This is a genomic window from Cytobacillus firmus (genome assembly GCF_023657595.1).
GTDB lineage: Bacteria > Bacillota > Bacilli > Bacillales > Cytobacillaceae > Cytobacillus > Cytobacillus firmus_B.
The window spans coordinates 1,849,977-1,873,317 of record NZ_CP098323.1 but is presented as its reverse complement, the minus strand read 5'-3'; the positions used below and the strand labels follow the sequence as shown (position 1 = coordinate 1,873,317).

The following is a 23,341-nucleotide window of genomic DNA, read 5'->3' as shown; positions in this document are numbered from 1 at the left end:
TATATTAATTCTTCAATTTCCTGTGCAGCTCATATAATGTATTTAATGCCTGCATTGGCGTCATATCCAGAATATCGAGCGCTCTGACTTTATCAATGATCTTCTTATCTTTAGAGCTTATTGAAGCTTTCTTCACGTCTTCAGGTTCCTCGAAAAAGGATAATTGCGCAGCAGGCTCTTCAATCTTTTCTGCAGCAGGAATCTCATTTTTAACTTGATGAGGGTCGTTCGATTCCAGCCCTGTTAAAATTTCATTTGCCCTGACAATCAGTTCATTCGGCAGCTCTGCAAGCTGGGCAACATGGATTCCGTAACTCTTATCTGCTGCTCCTTCTTTAATTTTATGAAGGAATACAACCCGTCCATTTTGCTCGACAGCGCTGACATGGATGTTTTTCACTTTTTGCAGATCTTCTTCAAGCACGGTCAATTCATGGTAGTGAGTGGAAAACAAAGTCTTCGCACCAATCCGGTTGTGTATATATTCAATGATTGCCTGCGCCAAAGCCATTCCATCATAGGTGGAAGTTCCTCGTCCGATTTCATCGAACAGAATCAAACTGTTTTGAGTGGCATTCACGATGGCATTTCTCGCTTCAAGCATCTCGACCATGAACGTACTCTGGCCGGAAATAAGGTCATCGGCAGCCCCTATTCTCGTAAATACCTGGTCGAAAATCGGCAGCACGGCTTCAGAAGCAGGCACATAGCAGCCGATTTGCGCTAAAATCGCGGTCAATGCGATTTGCCTCATATACGTACTTTTACCGGACATATTCGGCCCGGTAATCAGCAGCATTTCCCTGTCCGCATCCATATAACAGTCATTAGGCACATATTCCTGTGCGTTCAGCACCTTTTCAACGACTGGATGGCGGCCGTCTTTGATATAAACCCGTCTTTCATTTGAAAAATTTGGCTTTGTATAATGTCTCTGTTCGCTGACAGCGGCGAAGCACTGAAGAACATCCAGCTCACTAACCGTTTTCGCCAGCTTTTGCAATCTCGGAATATATTCTTTTATATATTCGCGGACATTCGTAAATAATTCATATTCGAGCTCCACACACTTTTCCTGCGCTTCCAGTATGAGTGCCTCTTTTTCCTTCAATTCAGGCGTAATAAATCGCTCTGCATTGGTAAGGGTCTGCTTACGCTCATATTGTCCTTCCTGAAGAAGGTGCAGATTTGCGCGGGTTACTTCGATATAATAGCCAAACACACGATTAAAACCGATTTTTAAAGATTTGATGCCCGTTTTTTCACGTTCCTGCTTCTCTAGCTGGGCAATCCAGGTCTTCCCGTTTCTGCTGGCATCGCGATATTTATCAAGCTCTTCATGATAGCCGTCCTGTATAATGTTTCCATCCTTCAAAGACAGCGGCGGATTTTCCATTATGGCGCTTTCCAAAGTATCCGTGACTTCTTCACAGGCATCCAGGCGCTCTGCGAGCCTCAGTGCTTCCTCATTCGGCAGATTTGAGACCATTTCTTTTAAAATAGGTATCTGCTGAAGAGATTTTTTTAGCTGCACTAGGTCGCGGGCATTTACATTTCCAAAAGCGACTCTTCCTGCAAGTCGTTCCAGATCATAGACTTCCTTCAGCTTTTCCCGGATTTCTTCTCGTTCAAAGAAAGAGCCTATCAGTGTTTCAACCAAAGAATGTCGGAGCTTAATTTCCTGTTCATCAATAAGCGGCCTGTCGATCCATTGCTTTAATAGACGTCCTCCCATAGCTGTCTTTGTTTCATCGAGGAGCCACAATAGCGAGCCCTTCTTGCCTTTGCTGCGAATAGTCTCTGTCAGCTCGAGATTCTTTTTCGAGAAATAATCGATTTTCATGTATTGATTTACTTGATAAGTCGCCACTTTTTGAAGGTGATCCAGACTTCTCTTCTGCGTGCGGTACAGGTAATTAATTAATCTGGAAGATGTCCTCCTTAGCTTGTCCTGATTTAAGTCATCCAGAAGTCCTTCAAAGGAGTCCCGGACTCCGCAATCATCCTCGAAAGAAATCGCCATGACGGAGCGTTCTTTCATTCTCCTCTGCCATTCCCCATCAAAGTCGGAAGAGATGACTACTTCCTTTGCTCCTGACATGGACAGCTCGTTCAAAACCTCCTCGAACCCGTTGCTTAACATTGTTACCTTCGTCTCACCTGTGGATAAATCATTGGTGGCAAATCCAAAGGTTTCATCTTCAAAAGCAGAAATCGATGCAATGTAGTTGTTTTCTTTTTCCTGAAGACCTTTGCCTTCCATCATTGTTCCAGGCGTGATAAGCTGAACGACTTCCCGCTTCACAACGCCTTTTGCCTGTTTTGGGTCTTCCGTTTGCTCGCAGATTGCGACTTTGTATCCTTTTTCAATCAATTGTTCAATATATACCGGTGCTGAATGATATGGCACTCCGCACATGGGAATCCGTTCTTCCGTGCCTCCCTCGCGGCTCGTTAACGTGATTTCAAGCTCCTGTGATGCTTTAAGTGCATCATCAAAAAACATTTCGTAAAAGTCGCCAAGGCGAAAAAATAAAAAGGCATCCTGATATTCTGCCTTTACCCGTAAATATTGCTGTATCATAGGCGTGTAAGCTGCTGCCATAACTTCCTCCAACGATTCATAATCTATTATTTTTATAGTTTTGTTTAAGAGGATTCCTCTAAAAACGTCTTTTTCATTATATCATAGATTATTTGGTGACTCAGATGTGCAATATTTGCCTTGGTATTTCTTAATAGGTTTTGATGTTTCGAGTATCAAGTGCCCACAGCGAAAATCAACTCAGAGGCTAAACATTTTTTGCCTTTAGTGACCAGCAAAACAGTCTTGCCACAATAAAACAACAGCTCCCCAATGGAGAGCTGCCAGGATTCTTAGTTATTAATGTATTTTTCAAACACATACCCAAAATCTTTCACATTGTATTTCTTGCGGCTGTTCATCAGCCAGTTGAAGGCCGTTTCATTTAATACGCGGAAATTGTCCACTACGTTGGCATCCTGATTGGATACTGAACGGCCAAGGGTGCTTGATGCCAAGCTTAGGCTTTTTTCAGCATATTCCATGGAAACTTCATTTTCTCTGCAGATCTCGGAAATGCGGATCAGGGCTTTATATAAATCTTTCAATTCTTCAATATGCTTTTTATGTACGTCAATCGAGAAGGCCTGAGATCCGATTATGAATTTGATTTCCACATCCAAATCAACTGTACCGGCTGTTTCCAGCATAACGTTTGAGATGGTATATTCGCGGTAGCTGTAGCGCTTTAAAGTGCGTTTTTTGCTGACTGCGCTGGTACCATCCAAATGAATAAGCGCCTTATTTGTAAAGCAATATTCATCGGATTTGGACTTGATCAGGAAATAGATTTTCTCATTATCTTCGTGCAGGACATAATCATCTGCATCGACTTTGTCATAATCAGCCGGGTGAATGACACTTCCCACATCACTTAAGCCCAGCACATCAGAAGCAACTTTTTTAAACATAAACCCTCAACCTTTCTGAATTCAGTTTACTACTTTGCTATTTTAACATATACAGGAAAACGATGGCTTTATCATTTTAAGAATAACACCGAAAGATCCCGGTAAACCGATAGCCTCATATACCCGGGGTATTCATTAATACAATCGGCCACCCATCGGGATCTTCAAACGTCAATCCGCCTCTGCTCCAATAAGGATTTTCCGGCTCTGTTTCCAGATATCCAAGAGCAGCAAGCCTGTCGGCAATGTTATCCCTCTCCAGACGGTCTCCCACATAAAAAACTAATAGATGCTCTTTAGCAGGCTGCGGAAGCTCCATTTTTTCCTTGGATTGAGTAAATTCAAGATGATACTGGCTGTCAGGCAGACCAAACATAATCCCATCATAGCCTTCATGGTTCCAAAATTCGCCGACTCTCTTCAGACCCAGTCCTTCTTCGTAAAAGGCAATAAACTTATCAAGCTGATTTGTCGGACGTGCAATCCGAAATTGTACAGCAGGGATGCTCCCTTCCCATTCTTTTCTCACAATCAGTTCGTATGGATATTCCTGATGCTTAAACCTGGCATCCCTTTGTCCTGATGCAAATATTTTAACAGGAGAAATAAAAGCAGCCCTTTCAGTTGGATACCAATTCCTTCCCTCCTTCACCAGGACAAAAACCCCCTTGCTGTCCCCGTAAAAGGCAAACGCCTCACTGGAATCCACTTGTTCATTTTTCAGGTACTGATCTAATTCCAGCTTCATTGCAGCAACATCCTTAACAGGCAAACCAACCTCACCGACATCATGCCATTGGATCCCCTTCTTTTTTATTCCCTCTAAGGGACGTTCCAGCATCTCCAGAATATTTCCGTCCGGGTCGATAAAATATGCCTGCTTGCCCTTCCAAAACATGCTGTACTCGCCTTTCTGATTTGGAAGCAGCACACTTTCAGCCCCTAATTTCTGATACATATGATCAAAGTATTCGGCATTTGTCCGGAAACACACATGATAATAAGGAATCGCATCATCTTTTTCAAAAAGAATTTTTGTTGTGCCAGCCATTATCGTAAAATAACTCTCAGTCTCTGTCAGCAGCTCCATCTCCAGCACATTTGTATAAAATTCTTTCATCTTGTGCATATCATGGCACTTTAAATTCACTTGAAATATTTTCATCTTCGCCTCTCCCCTTTGCATCTGATAACTCCATTCTAAGTAAATGCTATTCAAAAGAATTCAGACTAAAGATGGAAGGTGCTATCCTTATTTCGCTTGATTTTAGAGGAAAGTATAAAAAGAAAAACTAGGAAGTAAAACCTCCTAGTTTGTCATTACTCTTCTTCAGTTCCCACCAGAAAATCCGGATTTAAATCCTCGAATTCTTCATCTTCCACGTCAAGTCCCCAAGCGTCATCATCACATTCGCACTTGTCTGGGTAGACAGCTACACACACTTTTGTTTCGCCGATTACCTCGACCATGAATTCTCTTTCCACTGTGACGATGATTTTGTTGCCGTTTGGAGAAATGACAGCTTCACAGCAGCTCGGCTGCTGCAAAACACGGGCGATGATATCATGATCATCCAAACAGTCCGGATCACGGTACTTCAACTTAATGACATCTTTATACTCAACCCGTTCGGTAACAACTTCGGTTTTTGTATTATTGTTAAAAGAGTACCAAACGTTAATGTCATAATGGCCGCAGATTTCCACTGTTTTTCCAGCTTTTTTCGCCTCGTACGTATGGTTTATGATCCAGCAGCCAAGTATGCTTGACGGATGGTGTGACGGGCAGATCGTATGATTGGACTGTGTGAATTTACGTCCTTTCGCAACGACCGCTTTCGTTATAATCTCTCTGTAATCTCCCATTGCGAGCGAACCCTCCTCATTCATTTTCAATTCATCCTATGCGGGATATTAGACTAGTGTGCGATAATTTTTATGAATGTTAGGCAAAAGTATTGGCATGATTTATAGTATGCCGGAAGCGGGCGAATGTTCCGGTCTGAACAAACCCTGCTGGAGATTAAATATGTATAATGGCTGCCATAAGTAAGCGGCTTTACCCCGCAAAATAGGTAAGTAATTGAAAAATGCACGTTTGTCCTATTACACCTGCGGAGACAGCTTGGCTAATGAATCAATATAATAAACTATCTATAAGGAGGTGAACAGGAATGGCAGACAAGGAGAACTCCAGCTATAAAGTTTCAATCAATGGAAAAGAGCTGACAGGGGAAGAAGCAAAACAATATGCAGAACAAATGGTTGCCAAATTTACCGAATCATTGGGCGGAATTTATACAAAAGGATTAGAAAAAATTCAGTCTGAAGAGTTAAAAGGAAATCTAATGGAATCTCTTAAGCCATTGAAAAACTTGGAAGGTCTCTTCGCAAAAAATTCCTCCGGGATCGGGAATATGATTCCAGCATTAAAAAATCTGCTGCCTGTTGTGGAAACATCCGAGGATTATAAACAGGTAAAACTATCTGTAAATGGTAAAAAACTTTTGGATTTAGATCTTACCGACATGATGAAGAAAGATTCATAATCTGGGCATCAGCCACTTCAATCAATTGAAGGAGGTGAAAACCATGCTATCAGGATGCTATGACGATTACGAAAATGACAATAGTGTATTGCCAAGCGGAGGAGCAGTAAATGGAGCAGACAGCGGCAACGAAGCTGAAGCTTTTACTTTCGCTGCACAAGCCAATCTTCCGCAAACAAACCTGAACGGTCAATTGCCGATTTCAGGAGGCGGATTTGCTGTCAATGCTGCACTAATCAACATTCCGATTCTTTCCGCTCAATACAATATTGCAAATGGAGGAGACTCCACAGCTATTTCCGTAAACACTACAACTCAGCAGCAAAGCAATAAGGCGTAATATAAAAATAAAGCCATTTTTCTATGCAGAGTCTTAAAATGTCCAAAAAGAAGGGAGGGAGTACCATGCTAAGTCAAGATATACAAAAGCTGGATCTGGATCCGGAAGTCCTCAAGCAGCTGGGTATTCCAAAGGAGTTTATTGATATGGCTGCGGAAGCCGGAATACCGTCCATCAATAACCATGCTGCCGGCGGAAAGGGCGGACGGGCTATTAATCTCACATATGTAGATAATTACTCGACATTGCTCCTTGTATATACTTTCCTTCTTAACTTTTTGGACAAAAAGTCTGATGATGCAGGAACCAACATGCTCAATCAATCCTTGCTGTCGACATTAAATGCTGCGATTATTGAACAGCAGGAGTATAGAAAAGAATTTTTAAAAGCAGTAGAACTATTGCGAAACCAATAAATGGCCCCCCCACAACCCATGGCCAATACCAAATCCTCCCTTAAATATAGAGCGTAAAAAACACCCTGCACTAACTAGTGCAGGGTGTCTCGGTATCTGTAATTAATGTGAACAGCTGCTGTTCTTGATCTTTGATCCCGTTTCGCCGCTCAGCAAATCTCCGCCTGTTGTTGTAATGACTTCGTCTGTTACTGTGTTGGAAATCGTATTTGCCACTATTTGCAGCAATTCATTAACATCCACCTGGGATTGCTTGAATTCCTGTACTACAGGAATCTCGTCCAGCTGCTGCTCCAATTTGGCTATTTTTTCTTCCGTCTTCTTTAATGCTTCAGCTTTTCCATAATGCTGAAGATTAACAGCCTGCTTTTGCAAGCCTTTGATGGCTGTAATGGTAGCACTAACCTTTTCATTATCATTAATCTGTGCTTCTGCACGTTTGAAGAAATCCACTTCTTCTGTCTCTGCAATCATGCGTGCCAAATCCTTCGCACGTTCAACAATCTCGTTCTTTGTGTATTTAGCCATTACTGATTCACCTCAACCGCATCTAGTTCTTCAACCATTTCTCCGTTTAGGGACCATGTCTTTGCATCAGTTACTTTTACTTTTACAATTTTGCCGATCGCTGTTTTTGGCCCCTTAAAGTTTACAAGCTTGTTCTTTCTTGTGTATCCTGCAAGAATTTCAGGATTGTTCTTGCTTTCCCCTTCCACAAGAACTTCGACAGTTTGGCCTTTATATTGTTTCATTGCCTCTGCCGATAATTCATTTACAACTGCATTCAGACGCTGAAGGCGCTCTTTCTTTACTTCCATTGGTACATTATCCACCATTTTGGCAGCTGGTGTACCTTCACGAGGTGAGTAAATGAACGTATAAGCAGCTTCGAAGCCTACCTCCCTGTATAGGGAAATTGTTTCTTTAAATTGCTCTTCTGTCTCATTAGGATAGCCAACAATGATATCAGTTGTGAAAGTTGCCCCTGGAATAGCCGCTTTAATCTTGCGAACCAGCTCCAGGTATTGTTCTCTTGTATATTTCCGTGCCATGATTTTCAGGACATCCGTAGAACCGGATTGAACCGGAAGGTGAATGTGTTCTACCAGATTTCCGCCTTTCGCAAGCACTTCAATCAGATGATCATCAAAGTCGCGCGGATGGCTGGTTGTAAAACGTACGCGTGGAATATCGATTTTGCGCATTTCATCCATCAAATCGCCAAGGCCATATTTCATATCCTCAAAATCTTTTCCGTATGCGTTTACGTTTTGCCCAAGTAGGGTAATTTCCTGATAGCCCTGTGCCGCTAACTGGCGAACTTCCTGAATAATGTCCTCAGGACGTCTGCTCCGCTCTTTTCCGCGTGTATAAGGAACAATGCAGTAAGTGCAGAATTTATCACAGCCGTACATAATGTTAACCCATGCTTTAATATTGCCGCGGCGCACTTTTGGAAGGTTCTCAATTACATCCCCTTCCTTAGACCATACTTCAATAACCATTTCCTTTGACATATAGGCTTCTTGAAGAATGTTAGGAAGACGGTGGATGTTGTGTGTTCCAAAAATCATATCTACCTGGTTATATGTTTTAAGAATCTTATTAACAACCGATTCTTCCTGGGACATACATCCGCAGACCCCAATCAGAAGATCGGGTTTTTCTTTTTTTAAATGTTTAAGATGGCCAAGTTCTCCAAACACTTTATTCTCGGCATTTTCCCGGATGGCACATGTATTAAGCAAAATGACATTCGCATCTTCCACTGAGTCTGTTGGCTCATAGCCAAGACCAAGAAAAATGCCGGCCATTACTTCGGTATCATGCTCGTTCATCTGGCAGCCGTATGTGCGGATATAGAATTTGCGGCCATTTCCCATGCCATGAAACTCTACAGGGATGTTAAAATCTTTATGATATTTTACTTCTTCTTTTCCGCGTTTTTTCGCTTCCTTTAAGGAAGGTGCAGTGTAAACAGTTTCAAAGTATTTGCTGTAATCTTTTACGGATTTTTTGTCCGAAGGATTTGCTGTTTGCACTTGCTGGCTTTCTAAACGTTGTTTTTCGTTCATCATTTATCCCCTTTCTCTTTCTCCTGAGCAGCATCTATCATTAAAACTCATTTTACAGTAATATCATGCTGTGCAATATACATGTGCACATTATTATAGTATAAGGGTTTCTGATAGTTAAAACAATAGAAAACCGCACTCTGCCTCTTATCAGCAGCTATTACTTGTATGTACGATCAGGGATATTTTCAATCCTGCACAATCACTAATACTAGACTAAATATAGTATTTTGTGTGTGATAAGTGTCACATTAGACTCAAAAAAAGAAGCCCGGGTGCCCCCGAGCTTCTGGTCTATTACATAAATTCAGCTGCAAGTTTATCAAAGTGATCTTGATCAAGTTGAAGATCCGCTTGGGATAATGGAGTTTCAGAGTAACCTGAAAGCAGCTCCTGATATGACTTTCGCTCAGCGTCCTGATAGATTAGGCCAGTTACAAGACCGCTGTGCTTCATAAGAGTCTGCATAGCCATTTCGCGGCTTGAATGATCATAACCTTCCACATCGCTAAGCTTTGTCAGGTTTTCTTTAAACCAGTCATATGTGTTTACTTTGTTGTATGTAACACATGGGCTGAACACGTTAATTAAAGAGAAGCCATCATGCTTGATTCCTGCTTCGATTAACGCAGTCAGATCTTTAAGGTCGGTTGAGAAGCTCTGCGCCACGAAGGTCGCACCAGCTGTTAATGCCATTTCCATTGGAGAAATCGCCTGTTCTATTGAACCTTGCGGAGTGGACTTAGTTTTAAAGCCAGCCGCAGAACGAGGTGAAGTCTGTCCTTTTGTTAAACCATAAATTTGGTTATCCATTACGATATAAGTGATGTTCACATTACGGCGGATCGCATGGATGGTATGGCCCATACCGATCGCGAAGCCATCTCCGTCACCACCGGAGGCGATAACTGTTAAATCGCGGTTAGCCATTTTAACACCCTGGGCGATCGGAAGTGAACGTCCATGAATACCGTGGAAACCATAAGAATTAATATAACCGGAAATACGTCCGGAACAGCCGATGCCTGATACGACAGCTAAGTTCTCAGGCTCTAAACCAACATTTGCTGCCGCACGCTGAATCGCAGCCTGCACGGAGAAGTCTCCACAGCCTGGGCACCAGTTTGGTTTTACATTATTTCGAAAGTCTTTAAATGTGGCCATTTAGAACAACTCCTTGCATTTTGTGTGAATTTCATGCGGCAAGAATGGATTTCCGTCGTACTTTAATAGCTTATATACTTTCTCAGCATGTCCGACGTTCATCTTCATGATGTTCGCTAATTGTCCTGTAGCATTGTTTTCAACTACGGCGATTTTCTTAGCTGTTTTTACAAGCGGCAATAATTCATCAGTTGGGAAAGGATGAATCAGGCGAACTTGCGCATGGTTTACTTTAATGCCATCCTGTTCAAGCCTGCTCATAGCTTCCTCAATTGCGCCCCTAGTAGAGTTGAAGCCAACGATCAGCAAGTCCGCTTCTTCATGTGGAGCATTCTTGTGAACAGGTGTATTGAATTTAATATTTTCAACCTTACGGAAACGCTTATCCATTTGAGCGTTGCGGTTGGCAGCTGATTCTGAAGGTTTTCCAGTTTCATCATGCTCAACACCTGTCACATGGTGGATTCCGTTCTTCATGCCAGGAATTACACGTGGAGAAACTCCATCTTCTGTAACCTCAAAGCGCTTAAAGTAACCTTTGTTTTCGATTTCAGGAAGTTCTTCTGTAACAAGCTTTCCGCGCCGGATTTCAACTTTACTGAAATCAAGCGGCTCCACTGTCTGTTTTCCAAGAGAAAGCTGCAAATCTGATAGGATTATAACAGGGCACTGGTATTCTTCTGCTAGGTTGAAAGCTTCAGCAGTATCATAGAATGCTTCCTGTACAGTGCTTGGAGCAAGGACGATTTTTGGAATCTCGCCATGAGTTCCGTAAATCATTGCCATTAAATCAGACTGCTCCTGTTTTGTCGGAAGTCCTGTGGAAGGTCCTCCACGCTGTGTATCCACGATAACCAGAGGTGTTTCAGTTATCCCTGAAAGGCCGATTGCTTCCATCTTAAGGGAAAGCCCAGGACCGGCAGATGCTGTAAGTGAGCGGACACCAGCGTAGTTTGCACCGATTGCCATTGTAACCGCGGCAATTTCATCTTCCGTCTGGATAACAGATCCGCCAAGCGCAGGAAGCTTTTTAATCAGGTATTCCATAATTTCGGATGCAGGTGTGATTGGGTAAGCGGCCATAAAGCGGCAGCCGCCTGCAAGTGCACCAAGAGCGATGGCATCGTTTCCGATCATAAATAAACGCTTCAGCCCGTCAGCTTTTTCAAGCTCCATTAATTCCACATCATCGCCAAGCTTTTCTTTCATGAAATCAAAGCCTGCCTGAATGGCTTCCATGTTCTTATCGACAACCTGCTGTCCTTTTCGTCCAAAAATTTCTTGAACTACTTCTTCAAATACTTTAATATCTAGATTTAGAACTGCACATGTCGCGCCGACAGCAACCATGTTTTTCATCAGGGATGTTCCCAGCTCTGTAGCAATCTCTGTAAAAGGCACTGCAAACAAAACTGCATTCGTATCTTCTGGCTGTTTAGGATCAAATTTCGCATCTGCAATCATGATCCCTTTATCGTGAAGTTCTTTGTAGTTTAAATCGATTGTTTCCTGGTCGAAAGCTACCAGAATATCTAAATCGTCTGATATAGAACGGATTTGTGACGTGCTGACACGAATCTTGTTGTTCGTGTGCCCGCCTTTAATTCGTGATGAAAAGTGGCGGTAACCGTACAGGTAGTAGCCTAAACGATTTAGCGCAATGGAAAAAATCTCTCCGGTACTTTCAATACCTTCCCCTTGCTGTCCTCCAACTTTCCATGAAAGTTGATTGATCATCTCTTACACCCCTTCAGATACGTTAAGAAAATATGTAAAAACGCTTTATTTATATCAGTGTAGTACTTGTCCAGTCACTCCGCCATTTCAACATGCATTTTAGGCTATATTCTGGAAGATGGATGGGTACTAAACGCTTTCAATTCTAGACCTATGTGTCTAAAAAAGCAACCCTTTCCGTATATTTATCGATTAAAAGATGAATATTTTTTTATTTTTTGAAAAATGCTAAAAAGATTATTTAATTGTGGATTTTTGAAGTTCCTCACATACCTTGATATATAGTTTTTTCAACATTTTCACCTTGGAAACCTGCTATAAAAATTTCCAAATAAAAATTTTTCAGCTTGTATATCAGAATAATATTTTAACAGTTCATTTATCAGGTTATCGTATTTTCTTGCATCCTCCAAATCTGTAACTTTCCCATCTGTACCATCAAAATCCGAACCGAATCCGACGTGATTCTCTCCCCCCAGTGAACATACATATTCCAGGTGCCTGAGAACATCAGTAATTGCCGCTGATTGTTTTCCTGATAAAAATTCAGTCACAAATGTAATGCCCATCACACTGTCTCTGTCAATCAGCGCTTCAATCTGTTCGTTCGTCAAATTGCGCGGATGCGGGCACAAAGTATAGCAGTTTGAATGAGTGGCAATAGGATAGTCGGCCCACTCCATCACATCCCAGAAGCCCCGTTCAGAAAGATGGGAAACATCGCACCATGCTTTACTGGCATTTAGTTCATGCACCACCCCTTTGCCAAAAGAAGATAGGCCTGCCCCTCTCTCCTCAAGCGCTCCATCAGCTGCACAGTTTGCATAATTCCAGGTTAATCCCACTGAAGATACTCCCAGCCTGAGAAGCGTCTTCAATTTAAGCAGATCGCAGCCAACTGCGTCGCAGCCCTCCAAGGTCAGCATCGCTCCTGTCTCATCATCCTTCAGCATGTCTATGTCCCCGGTGCTTCTAATGAGCTTTAATTGCGGGTTGGGTTTAAGCACTTTCTCGTAAAACAGATTGACCATATAAAGGGCTGCGTTGAACTTCATTTCCGGATGGACGGATTCCGGAACATAAATGGCAAAGCACTGAACCTTTAGGTCTGATGCCTGAAGCGCTTCCAGATCCACCTGAAGACTGCCTGAATTTTGAAAGTCAATCCTTCTGTCCATAAACATTTTATATAGAACATCACAATGTGCATCAAATATTTTCAAGCGTTCTTCCTCCCTCTTTTTCTCCTTAGCATTATCTTATTAAAAAAAGAACCTGTTTGCCTATAACGCAAACAGGTTTATTGTCTTTGTAAGAATCTATCTTTTACTGACTTATGCATATGACAAAGGATGATTTCCCATTCTGAAGCTTTCGGGCTAACGCGGCTCCACAATCAGCTTAATGGCAGTCCGTTCTTCGCCGTCGATCAGGATATCCGTAAATGCAGGGATACAAATTAAATCCACTCCGCTAGGCGCTACGAATCCTCTTGCGATCGCTACTGCCTTAACAGCCTGGTTCAATGCACCCGCACCAATTGCCTGGATTTCCGCATTTCCTCTTTCGCGAAGAACTCCAGCAAGCGCACCAGCTACAGAATTAGGATTAGATTTTGCTGAAACTTTTAATATTTCCATTCCTAGCTCCTCCTCGTTTTACCCCTCCTGTATGCATTGCTCAAAGCGCAGATATAACCTTCTGTAATGGCCGAATGCCTTCAAGTCAGGCCATTTCTTTCCGTTCATACACTACCCGCTTTGATGGAATTTAGCACCAGGTCTATATATCATTCCATTGCTACTATATTCAGCTTGGAATTCACATATTCCGGCTTGGACAAAAAAAGCTGGGTTTCAGCCTGATTTTCTTACTGATTTCTGCTTGTCCAAGAAAAGCGCACCTTAAGTCTTGTTACTGCTAATACAAAAAGACTGCGATCCGGCCCCTCCGGATGCAGTCTTTTATCAATTTATGAGTAAAAAGGATGGTCATCATTAATTAGGATCCGGTCAATTTTTTTGGCCAATCCTGTTTTAGGATTCAGTTCAATGACCGCTGCGCTCAATTGGGTCCTGCCTTCTTTCGGAACCTCAAATCGAACCGGGAGCCCTGAGATAAACCTTTTGATCACTGCTTCTTTTTCCACACCAAGGATACCGTCATATGGCCCTGTCATCCCCACATCAGACATAAAGGCCGTCCCCCCAGGCAAAATGCGGTTATCGGCTGTCTGCACGTGGGTGTGCGTACCTACGACTGCTGATACTTTTCCATCTAAATACCAGCCCATGGCCTGTTTTTCACTTGTTGCTTCTGCATGAAAATCAACAAAAATAAATGGAGTCCTTTCCCGGGCTTCTTTTATCAATTCATCTGCCTTTTGGAAAGGGCAGTCACTTGTATTCATAAAAGTTCTGCCCTGAAGGCTGATAACAGCTACTTCCTCTGTATTAAACTTCAAAAAAACCATGCCTTTGCCAGGGTTATTAGAAGGAAAATTAGCCGGACGAACCATATATTTAGCGCGGTCAATAAATTCAAAAATTTCCCGGTTATCCCATGTATGATTCCCGAGTGTCACCGCCTGTGCACCAGCCTCAAGAAATCCCCGATAAATCTTTTCCGTAATTCCCTTTCCTCCTGCTGCATTTTCCCCATTAATAATAGTGATATGCGGCCGGTATTTTTCCTTAAGCTTCGGTACATATTCAGTGATCATATCCCGGCCTTGGGATCCCACCACATCTCCGACAAATAATATATTCATGTCATATCCCTTTCTGTTTATAAAGATATATGTATGCTTTTTCAGTTCTTATTCTTAGTGTAACACAGTTTCCTGCTTCAATTTTAAGCACACCCTGAAAAAGAAATAAAGCGATGCATGTGCATCGCTTTATTTTGCATATTCAACGGCCCTCGTTTCACGGATAACCGTAACCTTGATATGGCCTGGATAATCAAGTTCTTCTTCAATCTTCTTACGGATATCCCTTGCCAAACGATGAGCTTCAAGGTCATCAATTTGTTCAGGCTTAACCATAATGCGGATTTCGCGTCCAGCTTGAATGGCGAATGACTTTTCAACACCATCATAGGATTCGGAAATCTCTTCAAGCTTTTCAAGACGGCGAATATAGTTCTCAAGCGTCTCTCTTCTTGCTCCAGGTCTTGCTGCTGATAAAGCATCAGCTGCAGCGACAAGCACGGCAATGATTGATGTTGGCTCTGTGTCACCATGGTGGGAAGCGATACTGTTTATGACAACAGGATGCTCCTTATACTTAGTGGCAAGCTCCACACCGATTTCAACATGGCTCCCTTCCACTTCATGATCAATTGCTTTACCGATATCATGAAGCAATCCTGCCCGGCGTGCCAATGTTTCGTCCTGTCCCAATTCGGCAGCCAGCAGCCCTGAAAGCTGAGCCACTTCCATTGAATGCTTTAACACGTTCTGGCCGTAGCTTGTACGGAATTTTAATCGGCCAAGAATTTTGATTAAATCTGGATGCAGGCCGTGAACACCAACCTCAAAAGTGGTTTGCTCTCCGATTTCGCGGATGTGTTCATCCACTTCACGGCGGGCCTTATCGACCATTTCCTCGATCCGAGCTGGATGGATGCGACCGTCCTGAACCAATTTGTCTAAAGCTAAGCGTGCAGTTTCACGGCGAATTGGATCAAAGCCGGATAAAATAACCGCTTCCGGCGTATCATCGATAATAAGATCAATTCCGGTCAAGGTTTCCAGAGTACGGATATTACGGCCTTCACGGCCAATAATACGCCCTTTCATCTCATCATTTGGCAGGTTGACAACTGATACAGTAGTTTCTGCTACATGATCAGCTGCACATCTTTGGATAGCCAGTGACAGGATTTCCTTCGCCTTCTTATCAGCGTCCTCTTTCGCTCTAGTCTCGCTCTCTTTTACCATAATGGCGACATCGTGAGCCACTTCCTGCTCAGTGCGCTCTAAAATGATGGACTTTGCCTCTTCACGAGTCAAGCCTGAGATGCGTTCCAGCTCAGCTTGCTGCTCTTTAATCATATCTTCCACTTTGCTTTCCATCTCTTCAATATGCTGTTGTCTTTTGCTAAGAGAATCGTCCCTCTTTTCTAAAAGCGCTTCACGTTTATCTAACGTTTCATCTTTGCGATCAAGGTTCTCTTCTTTTTGCATTAAGCGATTTTCTTGTTTTTGCAGTTCATTTCTTCGATCACGAACTTCACTTTCCGCATCTGTGCGGAGCTTGTGAATTTCATCTTTCGCTTCAAGCAGGGCTTCCTTCTTCGTAGCCTCAGCTTCTCGCTTTGCGTCTTCCAAAATCTGCTCAGCAGCATCTTTAGCTCCTGCAATTTTAGCTTCGGCAATAGATTTGCGAACAAAATAGCCAACAAAAGCACCGACGATTAGGCCAAGCAAAATGGAGATGATTGCTGTTACTAGATCCATCATTTCACCTCCTCTTGCTATGAACTTGTTTGTGTTACGTTTTTTAAAGTGTTGGCATGTACATTGTCCAATTCAATATACAGCACTAAGGCTTTTAAACGTTTCAATCTTAAAAAAGCACTGGGCATCCATCTGACGGCTGGCAGTTTATTAACGTATGAAATGCCAATGGAGCCTGGAGCCAGACAGAGTCTGACTCAATAAGGATTTCTTTACATATAAAATGTAAAATATACATTTTTAATTGTAAAGCTGTGGAATTTTATTGTCAAGGGTTTGTCTTAAGGGCTTTTCTTAATATTTCGATTGGTTTGAACACTTTTGAAGAAAAAAAAGCAAAGCCACTCAGGACTTTGCTTTTCCTTTGTATTAATCGATCAGCTCGAATTCTTCCTGCCCTTCGTCTCCACTGGCTACTTTTTCTTCATCAAGTCCATAATGTTCGCGGATTTGTTTTTGGATAGTCAGGCGGATTTCAGGGTTTTCTTTTAGGAATACCTTGGCGTTTTCACGGCCTTGGCCTAAGCGCTCCTCGTTGAATGAGTACCATGAACCGCTCTTTTGGACAATATCCAGCTCAGAGCCAAGATCGATGATTTCACCTTCCTTGGAGATTCCTTCACCGTACATGATGTCAACTTCCGCCACTCGGAATGGAGGAGCGACTTTATTTTTGACAATTTTAATCTTTGTCTTATTACCAACCATTTCATTGCCTTGTTTAAGAGTTTCTGCACGGCGCACTTCAAGGCGGATGGAAGAGTAGAATTTCAATGCGCGTCCCCCTGGAGTCGTCTCAGGGTTTCCAAACATAATTCCGATTTTTTCACGGATTTGGTTAATGAAAATCGCGATTGTCTTTGATTTGTTGATTGCGCCTGATAGCTTACGAAGTGCCTGTGACATAAGGCGGGCCTGCAGACCCACATGGGAGTCACCCATTTCTCCTTCAATTTCAGCCTTGGGAACAAGGGCTGCCACAGAGTCAACTACGAGAATATCAATAGCACCGCTTCGAACAAGGGCTTCTGCAATTTCAAGCGCCTGCTCCCCGGTATCAGGCTGAGAAAGAAGAAGTTCGTCAATATTCACACCAAGTTTTTGTGCATAAACAGGGTCTAAGGCGTGTTCGGCATCGATAAACGCTGCTTGTCCGCCGCTTGCCTGAACTTCTGCAATAGCATGCAGGGCTACTGTTGTTTTACCTGAGCTCTCCGGTCCATAGACTTCAATAATACGTCCTCTTGGATAGCCGCCTACCCCAAGAGCTGCATCAAGCGCAAGAGATCCGCTTGGTACAGTGGAAATTCTGCGGTCAGTCTGTTCCCCGAGCTTCATGATAGAACCTTTACCAAATTGCTTTTCTATTTGTTTTAACGCCATTTCAAGAGCTGCTTGACGATCACTCACTAATAGTTCCTCCTTTTATATAGACGAATCTGTCTTTTGATTAGATTCGTTTTGTCTCATCTCAAAACCTAACTCTACTATAAACCTTTTCAACGCATTTGTCGAGCAAAAAGTCGAACATCCATTCGATTTTTTTCTCTTGCACATTATGCCTGAAAATATCAAGAATGCCGGGGAAAGTGAGGTTTTTCAAGGGTCAATCAGTAGATGAAATCGCATTTCGGCAAGAAGTCTGTCTATTATTTTTGGCTACTAAAAACTCAGAACGCATTTTTAAGCGTTCTGAGTTTCTTTTAATGCTTTAATAAGAAAATGGCAGCCGTATTTTACTGTACGAACCCGATTGGCTGCCCTGGTACCTCCAAGGTTCAGCTTTTCGGTCTGCACCGGCCTTCCTTTTATCCAAATGCCTATATATACTGTACCGACAGGGTTGCCTTCCAATTCATCCGGACCGGCAACACCTGTGAAGCTGATACCGATATCGGCATTTGTAAGGCTTGCGACATTCTCAGCAAGCTCGGCAGCACACTGTGCACTGACAACCCCGTCGTTATCAATCGTTTCTTTGCGGACTTTTAATACTTCAGCCTTAACTTCGTTTGTGTAGCAGACCACTCCGCCCTTTAAAAGTCCGCCGGCTCCCGGAATGGATGTAAACTCTTCCTGGAACATGCCGCCTGTTAAACTCTCCGCTGCCGAAATAGTCATGCTGCTCTCCTTAATCAGCTTGGTGAGCTCATACATCAGGGAAGTATCATCATAGCCATAGAAGTATTCGCCGACACGCTCCAGAATTTTAGTTTCAGCTTCATTAATCAGCATCATGGCCGTGTTAGGCTGACTATGCTTTGCTGTGACCCTCAGAGTAACTTCCCCATCAGAAGCAAGCGGGGCAATGGTTGGATTGCTCTGAGCATCAATAATATCTTCAATCTCCGTTTCCAGCATGGCTTCTCCAATCCCGAAGAAGTGCAGCACCCGGGAAACAATTACATCCTCGGTTCCCAGCTTGGATTGCAGGGCTGGAAAGGCATGTTTAAGGAACATCGGCTCCATCTCGTTTGGCGGCCCCGGAAGAAGCATGAAAACATGCCGGCCACTATCGGCAATCATTCCGGGTGCCATTCCATGCTCATTAGGAAGCACCTGTGCATCCTCAAGAACCAGGGCCTGTTTTTTATTATTCTCAGTCATCTCTCTGTTGGTGCGTTTAAAATAAAGCTGTATAGATTCAAGCGCCTGTTCGTCCATGACGAGCTCTTTGCCAAGATGCCGGGCAATCGTTTCTTTTGTTAAATCATCCTTTGTCGGTCCCAGGCCGCCCGTGAAGACGATCAAATCAGAACGGCTTTCGGCTATTTTGATCACAGATCTCAGGCGCTTTGGGTTATCTCCAACCACTGTATGGTAAAAAACGTTAATGCCCAGTTCAGCAAGCTGCCGGGAAAGAAAGCGGGCATTTGTATTAACGATTTGTCCAAGCAAAAGCTCAGACCCGACAGCAATAATTTCAGCATTCATTCAATAGCCCCCTCCGGATAAAGTAATTATTTTGAGTTTATAAAGGCCTGCTTGTTTTTAGCAAAGTAGTCCCAGCCGGACCATATTGTAAAGAACATCGCAACCCACAGGGCAATCAGATCAAAGCGGATTGATACCATTTCAAAAATAATATTATGTAAAAGCAGTGCAGAAATGGCCACAATCTGAGCCCAGGTTTTAATTTTGCCGAGCTGATTAGCTGCGACTACTTCTCCTTCCCCCGCCAGAACAAGCCTTAAACCTGTTACAGCAAATTCCCGGCTGATTATAATAATGACAATCCACGATGGAGCAAGGTTAAGATCAACCAGCACAATTAATGCTGCAGAGACGAGAAGCTTGTCTGCAAGCGGATCAAGAAACTTGCCCAGGTTTGTAACCAGATTGTACTTGCGGGCAAAGTAGCCGTCGACCCAATCGGTAACCGAAGCAATAATAAAAATAAGAGCTCCAATCAGATGGGTAACGGGCATTTCAGCTCCTAATAACTCTACGTTTCCCCATGAAAGAGGGACGAGCATGACGAGCAGAAATATCGGTATCAGCAAGATACGGGACACTGTAATTTTATTTGGCAGATTCATGTTTTACCTCCAAGTATAATAAAGTGAAACTTCAATCAGTGGGGGGCTTTATCTCCCGCTGATTGTTAGTTGAGGCCCACGGAAAGTGGGTTACAAAGACGTTGCCAAAGGACAAGGAAAGCTACGGCAGCGATACATCGCACGACCGAAAGCGGCAGCTTTTGGGAGGATGTGGCGTTCTTAGTCTTTGTTCTTCTTTTCGGGCCTTAACATTATAAAGCGAGGCGACTTGCCCAGGGGTGACAAGCATAAGACGAGCAGATGGTGGGGAGTGCTTTTCTTCCCATCAGCTGATTGGCTTATGACCTCGAGCCCCTAGGAGCCGCAGCTAGATTGGGCAGTTTGACCCCCATTTATCCCCCTTTGATTCCACTGAATCTTGAAGTGGGGGTCTTACTGCTCGTTAGACTGCGATAAATGAAGCTTCTTGCAGAAAAAGTCTAAGACATTTGCTGCAATCCTTTTACTGATAATTTTTACATAAAAAGCGAAAATAGTCATCTAAAGATGACTATTCGGTCTTCGGCGCGTACTTAATCGTTATATCCTGCTTGACGGATTGTGAAGGCGGCACTTTATACTCAATTTTTTCGCCGTTTACATAGATTTCAGTTTGAGTCGAATTTCCGACTACAATGGAAGCTTCTGTTTCCTTTGAAAAGTCTACCTTCTGGCTTTTCGTGCCATCCGCAGTCAGCATTCCCTGGAAGAGGGAATTTCCTTTGCCGTTCTTAATATTCACCCAAGTTTCTCCTGTAGACAAAACCTCCAGTTCAAACTTGTCCGCATTTTTCAATTCATAAACCGTTCCATTTCCGCTGGATTGAACCACAGCAACCTCCTGCTTTGGCTCTTCCTCGGCTTCTTGGTCCTTGTCATTTTCCTCAGCAGCATCTTTGTCAGCAGATTCTTCTTTCTTACCTGCTGATTCATCTTTTTTGCTTTCGGCAAGGTTTTCGGACTCTTCTATCACCGTCTGTTCATCAGTGAGATCAGATGGCTTCTCTTCATTGTCCGCCTGATCTTTGGCCCCCAGAAAATTGTATAGAACTGCAATGAGGCCAACAATGAAGACACCAATGAGAACCTTTGGAAGAATATCGAATACTTTTGAAGTCCTGCCAGAAAGATCTTTCCTGGATTGAACGCGCGATAGCTTTTCCGGAATATCATCATTCACCTGTGCCGGAATATCATCTTTATACTGTTCGAAAATTTCTTCCGGTTCAATTCCAACCGCTTCAGCATACTGTTTTATAAATGCCCTGACATAAAACTTTCCGGGCATCATGCTATAATCGCCCTCTTCAATTCCCACCAAATAGCGTTTTTGTATTTTTGTTACCTTTTGCAGATCGTCAAGGCTCATATCTTTAGCCAGCCGCGCTTCTTTTAATCGATTGCCTAGTTCTGTCAATTTACAACACCTTCCAACTTACTAAAAATCAAAGCCTCCAAAGTCAGATTCAGAGAACATATTGTTCTTCTCTACCACATCATATGTTATCTCTTCATCATGGTCGTGACGAAGCTCAATAATATAATCAAAATCATTAAGAGAGTATTCAGTATTTTGCACAAAAATATCGGGATGCTCTACTACCTTGACTGCCGGGAGGCGCATAATTTCCCGGACGAGCTGCCAGTGCCGTTCGTTTGCACGTCTGGTTGAGACAATTCCGTCTATTATGAACAAATTGTCTTCATTATATTCATCCTCAATCAGCTGATTTCTTATCGTTTGCTTTAGCAGCGTGGATGATACAAATAACCAGCGTTTGTTCGCACAGACACTTGAAGCGACTATGGATTCTGTTTTACCAACCCTAGGCATTCCCCTGATTCCTATTAGCTTGTGCCCTTCCTGTTTAAATAATTCAGCCATGAAATCAACCAACAGCCCAAGCTCGTCCCTGACGAACCTGAACGTTTTTTTATCATCTGCATCCCTTTGAATATATCTGCCATGACGCACGGCCAGTCGGTCCCTCAGCTTAGGCTCCCGGAGCTTAATCACTTTAATTGTGTCCATCGTATTTAGAATGGACTTTAGGCGTTCAATCTGTTCATGGTCTTTAGCTAAAATCAGCAAGCCTCTGCGGCCTTCATCCACGCCATTGATCGTGACAATATTAATGGAAAGCATACCCAGCAGGGAAGAAATATCACCAAGCAAGCCGGGACGATTCTTTTGGATTTCATATTCCAAATACCATTCTGTTTTCTCCACCGGAAAACCTCCTCCTGCATGATGCGCATGTATTTGCGCATTTTTTATATATAAGCAACTCATTTTGGTATGTAAAATTTTATTAAACTTATCCTAAATTTTCATCTAGGTTCTATAATATATGATTTTTTGCCAATATGAAAGGAAAAACCCGTTTGGGCGGGAAGGAAATGTTTTGGGGAAAAAGCGAAAAGAGAGGCAATCCTCTCTTTTCGCTTTTTACTATTATTTTCTTAGCGGGTACCGTCGTTCTGAACAAGCTTTACCATCATATTGGCTATGGCATGCTGCTCATCAGGACTTGCTACAGACCAGAGATCAGCCAGGATTTTTTCCTGATCATTCTTTGGCTCCACTTGCTTGGCTAAATAATCGCCGATTTGATAAGCAAGGTCATTTACTGTTTCCTTATTCATTCCCTGATCCATCCCCTGATGAAGACGATCGCCAAGGAAATCTTTCCATTGCTGCCAATTTTCTAGTACAGACATAATTTTGCCTCCTTTAAATGTTGTACAATTATATTGTGCTTAGGGGCTGAATAAAATATTCATGCACTTAGACATGACTCAAAAAATATGTGACACTTCTTTGAACGATTGGCAGTTACGTATACCAGCCGCCATTTACTGCCATAACCTGCCCGGTAATATACGAGGCATTTTCTGAAAGAAGAAAGGAAATGGCGTTGGCTATGTCAGCAGGCAAGGCAAGCCTGCCCATAGGAATTTCGCTTTTTACAGCATTAAGCTCTTCTTCAGTAAAATCCTTCAGCATGGCCGTCTCAACGGCACCCGGGGCAATAGCATTAACCCTTACCCCACTAAGGGCAACCTCCTTGCTTAATGCCTTTGCAAAAGCAATTTGTGCACCCTTTGCAGCCGAGTATGCAACTTCACAAGCGGCACCCGTTTGGCCCCATATCGAAGAAACGACTATAATATTTCCGCCCCCCTTTGTTAAAAATTTCGGCAAAAGCTCTTTCGTCAGGAGAAGCGGCGAGGTCACATGGAGGTTCATTAGAGCTTCCATTTCCGCTTGCTGTATTTCAGTAAGAAGTCCATATTGAGCTGTTCCGCTATTATGAATAATGGCATCAAGTGAAAATATGTCAGGAATAATTTTTTTATACCCGCCTGGTACAGACAGGTCTGCCTGGATCGGAATATATTCTCCGCCAAACCTTTGCAGGCGGTCCAGAAGCCTGTTGATCCCCTCCATATTATGATTGTAATGCAAATAAAGCGAATAGCCTTCTTCTGCCAGTTTGACACTGACTGCTTGGCCGATTCCTCCGCTCGCTCCAGTTATTAATGCAAATTTCTTCATTTCAT

Annotated in this window: 22 protein-coding genes and 1 pseudogene; 3 read left to right on the top strand and 20 right to left on the bottom strand. The window is 42.9% G+C overall.

The window, feature by feature from the left end; translation table 11 throughout:
- Window positions 1–4 precede the first annotated feature (4 nt).
- From mutS to NAF01_RS09640, 5 genes and pseudogenes are all read right to left on the bottom strand, one after another.
- A complete protein-coding gene (gene mutS / locus NAF01_RS09655) occupies window positions 5–2,605 on the bottom strand; it encodes a DNA mismatch repair protein MutS (protein WP_197248102.1) in 2,601 nt (866 codons plus the stop codon).
- A 272-nt stretch (window positions 2,606–2,877) separates the two neighbouring features.
- Window positions 2,878–3,495, bottom strand: coding sequence for a PH domain-containing protein (locus NAF01_RS09650; protein ID WP_197248100.1), 618 nt, complete (start codon window positions 3,493–3,495; stop codon window positions 2,878–2,880).
- Window positions 3,496–3,610: 115 nt separating this feature from the next.
- Complete coding sequence (locus NAF01_RS09645) at window positions 3,611–4,000, bottom strand: VOC family protein (RefSeq protein ID WP_197217057.1); 390 nt, start codon at window positions 3,998–4,000, stop codon at window positions 3,611–3,613.
- 348 nt (window positions 4,001–4,348) lie between these two features.
- Window positions 4,349–4,660, bottom strand: a pseudogene (locus tag NAF01_RS25045) (VOC family protein); the annotation flags it as partial.
- A 155-nt stretch (window positions 4,661–4,815) separates the two neighbouring features.
- Window positions 4,816–5,361 carry an outer spore coat protein CotE gene (locus NAF01_RS09640; RefSeq protein ID WP_048008951.1) on the bottom strand — a complete coding sequence of 182 codons (546 nt, stop codon included), beginning with the start codon at window positions 5,359–5,361 and terminating at the stop codon, window positions 4,816–4,818.
- 308 nt (window positions 5,362–5,669) lie between these two features.
- Here NAF01_RS09640 and NAF01_RS09635 point away from each other — a divergent pair, with 308 nt between their 5' ends.
- The 3 genes from NAF01_RS09635 (at window position 5,670) to NAF01_RS09625 (ending at window position 6,800) form a co-directional block, all read left to right on the top strand.
- The gene (locus NAF01_RS09635) at window positions 5,670–6,044 is read left to right on the top strand and encodes a hypothetical protein (protein WP_048008952.1); all 375 of its coding nucleotides are present in this window, start codon (window positions 5,670–5,672) and stop codon (window positions 6,042–6,044) included.
- Between the two features lie 43 nt (window positions 6,045–6,087).
- Complete coding sequence (locus NAF01_RS09630; RefSeq protein ID WP_048008953.1) at window positions 6,088–6,384, top strand: hypothetical protein; 297 nt, start codon at window positions 6,088–6,090, stop codon at window positions 6,382–6,384.
- A gap of 65 nt (window positions 6,385–6,449) precedes the next feature.
- Window positions 6,450–6,800, top strand: a complete 351-nt coding sequence (locus NAF01_RS09625) for a hypothetical protein (RefSeq protein WP_250802157.1) — start codon at window positions 6,450–6,452, stop codon at window positions 6,798–6,800.
- A 102-nt stretch (window positions 6,801–6,902) separates the two neighbouring features.
- On the opposite strand, the gene NAF01_RS09620 is transcribed toward NAF01_RS09625, so the two are convergent.
- The 15 genes from NAF01_RS09620 to ymfI form a co-directional block, all read right to left on the bottom strand.
- On the bottom strand, window positions 6,903–7,328 hold the full coding sequence (locus NAF01_RS09620; RefSeq protein WP_048008955.1) for a YlbF/YmcA family competence regulator: 426 nt from the start codon (window positions 7,326–7,328) through the stop codon (window positions 6,903–6,905).
- Complete coding sequence (gene miaB / locus NAF01_RS09615) at window positions 7,328–8,878, bottom strand: tRNA (N6-isopentenyl adenosine(37)-C2)-methylthiotransferase MiaB (RefSeq protein ID WP_250802156.1); 1,551 nt, start codon at window positions 8,876–8,878, stop codon at window positions 7,328–7,330. The genes NAF01_RS09620 and miaB overlap by 1 nt, the downstream gene beginning before the upstream one ends.
- A 294-nt stretch (window positions 8,879–9,172) precedes the next feature.
- Window positions 9,173–10,039 carry a 2-oxoacid:ferredoxin oxidoreductase subunit beta gene (locus NAF01_RS09610; RefSeq protein WP_048008957.1) on the bottom strand — a complete coding sequence of 289 codons (867 nt, stop codon included), beginning with the start codon at window positions 10,037–10,039 and terminating at the stop codon, window positions 9,173–9,175.
- Window positions 10,040–11,776 carry a 2-oxoacid:acceptor oxidoreductase subunit alpha gene (locus tag NAF01_RS09605; protein ID WP_048008958.1) on the bottom strand — a complete coding sequence of 579 codons (1,737 nt, stop codon included), beginning with the start codon at window positions 11,774–11,776 and terminating at the stop codon, window positions 10,040–10,042.
- Window positions 11,777–12,075: 299 nt separating this feature from the next.
- The gene (locus NAF01_RS09600; RefSeq protein WP_197248088.1) at window positions 12,076–12,999 is read right to left on the bottom strand and encodes a dipeptidase; all 924 of its coding nucleotides are present in this window, start codon (window positions 12,997–12,999) and stop codon (window positions 12,076–12,078) included.
- A gap of 156 nt (window positions 13,000–13,155) precedes the next feature.
- Window positions 13,156–13,416: a stage V sporulation protein SpoVS gene (gene spoVS, locus NAF01_RS09595; RefSeq protein WP_009330666.1), complete on the bottom strand. Its 261-nt coding sequence runs from the start codon at window positions 13,414–13,416 to the stop codon at window positions 13,156–13,158.
- A 332-nt stretch (window positions 13,417–13,748) separates the two neighbouring features.
- On the bottom strand, window positions 13,749–14,546 hold the full coding sequence (locus NAF01_RS09590; protein ID WP_163141658.1) for a TIGR00282 family metallophosphoesterase: 798 nt from the start codon (window positions 14,544–14,546) through the stop codon (window positions 13,749–13,751).
- A 129-nt stretch (window positions 14,547–14,675) separates the two neighbouring features.
- Window positions 14,676–16,238: a ribonuclease Y gene (gene rny, locus NAF01_RS09585; RefSeq protein WP_048008961.1), complete on the bottom strand. Its 1,563-nt coding sequence runs from the start codon at window positions 16,236–16,238 to the stop codon at window positions 14,676–14,678.
- Window positions 16,239–16,607: 369 nt separating this feature from the next.
- Entirely contained in the window at window positions 16,608–17,648 is a 1,041-nt protein-coding gene (recA, locus tag NAF01_RS09580; protein ID WP_048008962.1) for a recombinase RecA, read from the bottom strand.
- Between the two features lie 273 nt (window positions 17,649–17,921).
- Window positions 17,922–19,172 (bottom strand): competence/damage-inducible protein A, encoded by a 1,251-nt coding sequence (locus NAF01_RS09575; RefSeq protein ID WP_048008963.1) that lies wholly within the window; start codon window positions 19,170–19,172, stop codon window positions 17,922–17,924.
- A 26-nt stretch (window positions 19,173–19,198) separates the two neighbouring features.
- Window positions 19,199–19,777, bottom strand: a complete 579-nt coding sequence (gene pgsA, locus NAF01_RS09570) for a CDP-diacylglycerol--glycerol-3-phosphate 3-phosphatidyltransferase (protein ID WP_035330725.1) — start codon at window positions 19,775–19,777, stop codon at window positions 19,199–19,201.
- A 511-nt stretch (window positions 19,778–20,288) separates the two neighbouring features.
- Entirely contained in the window at window positions 20,289–21,194 is a 906-nt protein-coding gene (locus tag NAF01_RS09565; RefSeq protein WP_197214894.1) for a helix-turn-helix domain-containing protein, read from the bottom strand.
- 21 nt (window positions 21,195–21,215) lie between these two features.
- Window positions 21,216–22,007 (bottom strand): YmfK family protein, encoded by a 792-nt coding sequence (locus NAF01_RS09560; protein ID WP_035330727.1) that lies wholly within the window; start codon window positions 22,005–22,007, stop codon window positions 21,216–21,218.
- Between the two features lie 233 nt (window positions 22,008–22,240).
- Entirely contained in the window at window positions 22,241–22,498 is a 258-nt protein-coding gene (locus NAF01_RS09555) for a DUF3243 domain-containing protein (protein WP_061791010.1), read from the bottom strand.
- Window positions 22,499–22,613: 115 nt separating this feature from the next.
- Window positions 22,614–23,336, bottom strand: coding sequence for an elongation factor P 5-aminopentanone reductase (ymfI, locus tag NAF01_RS09550; RefSeq protein ID WP_197214893.1), 723 nt, complete (start codon window positions 23,334–23,336; stop codon window positions 22,614–22,616).
- Window positions 23,337–23,341 lie beyond the last annotated feature (5 nt).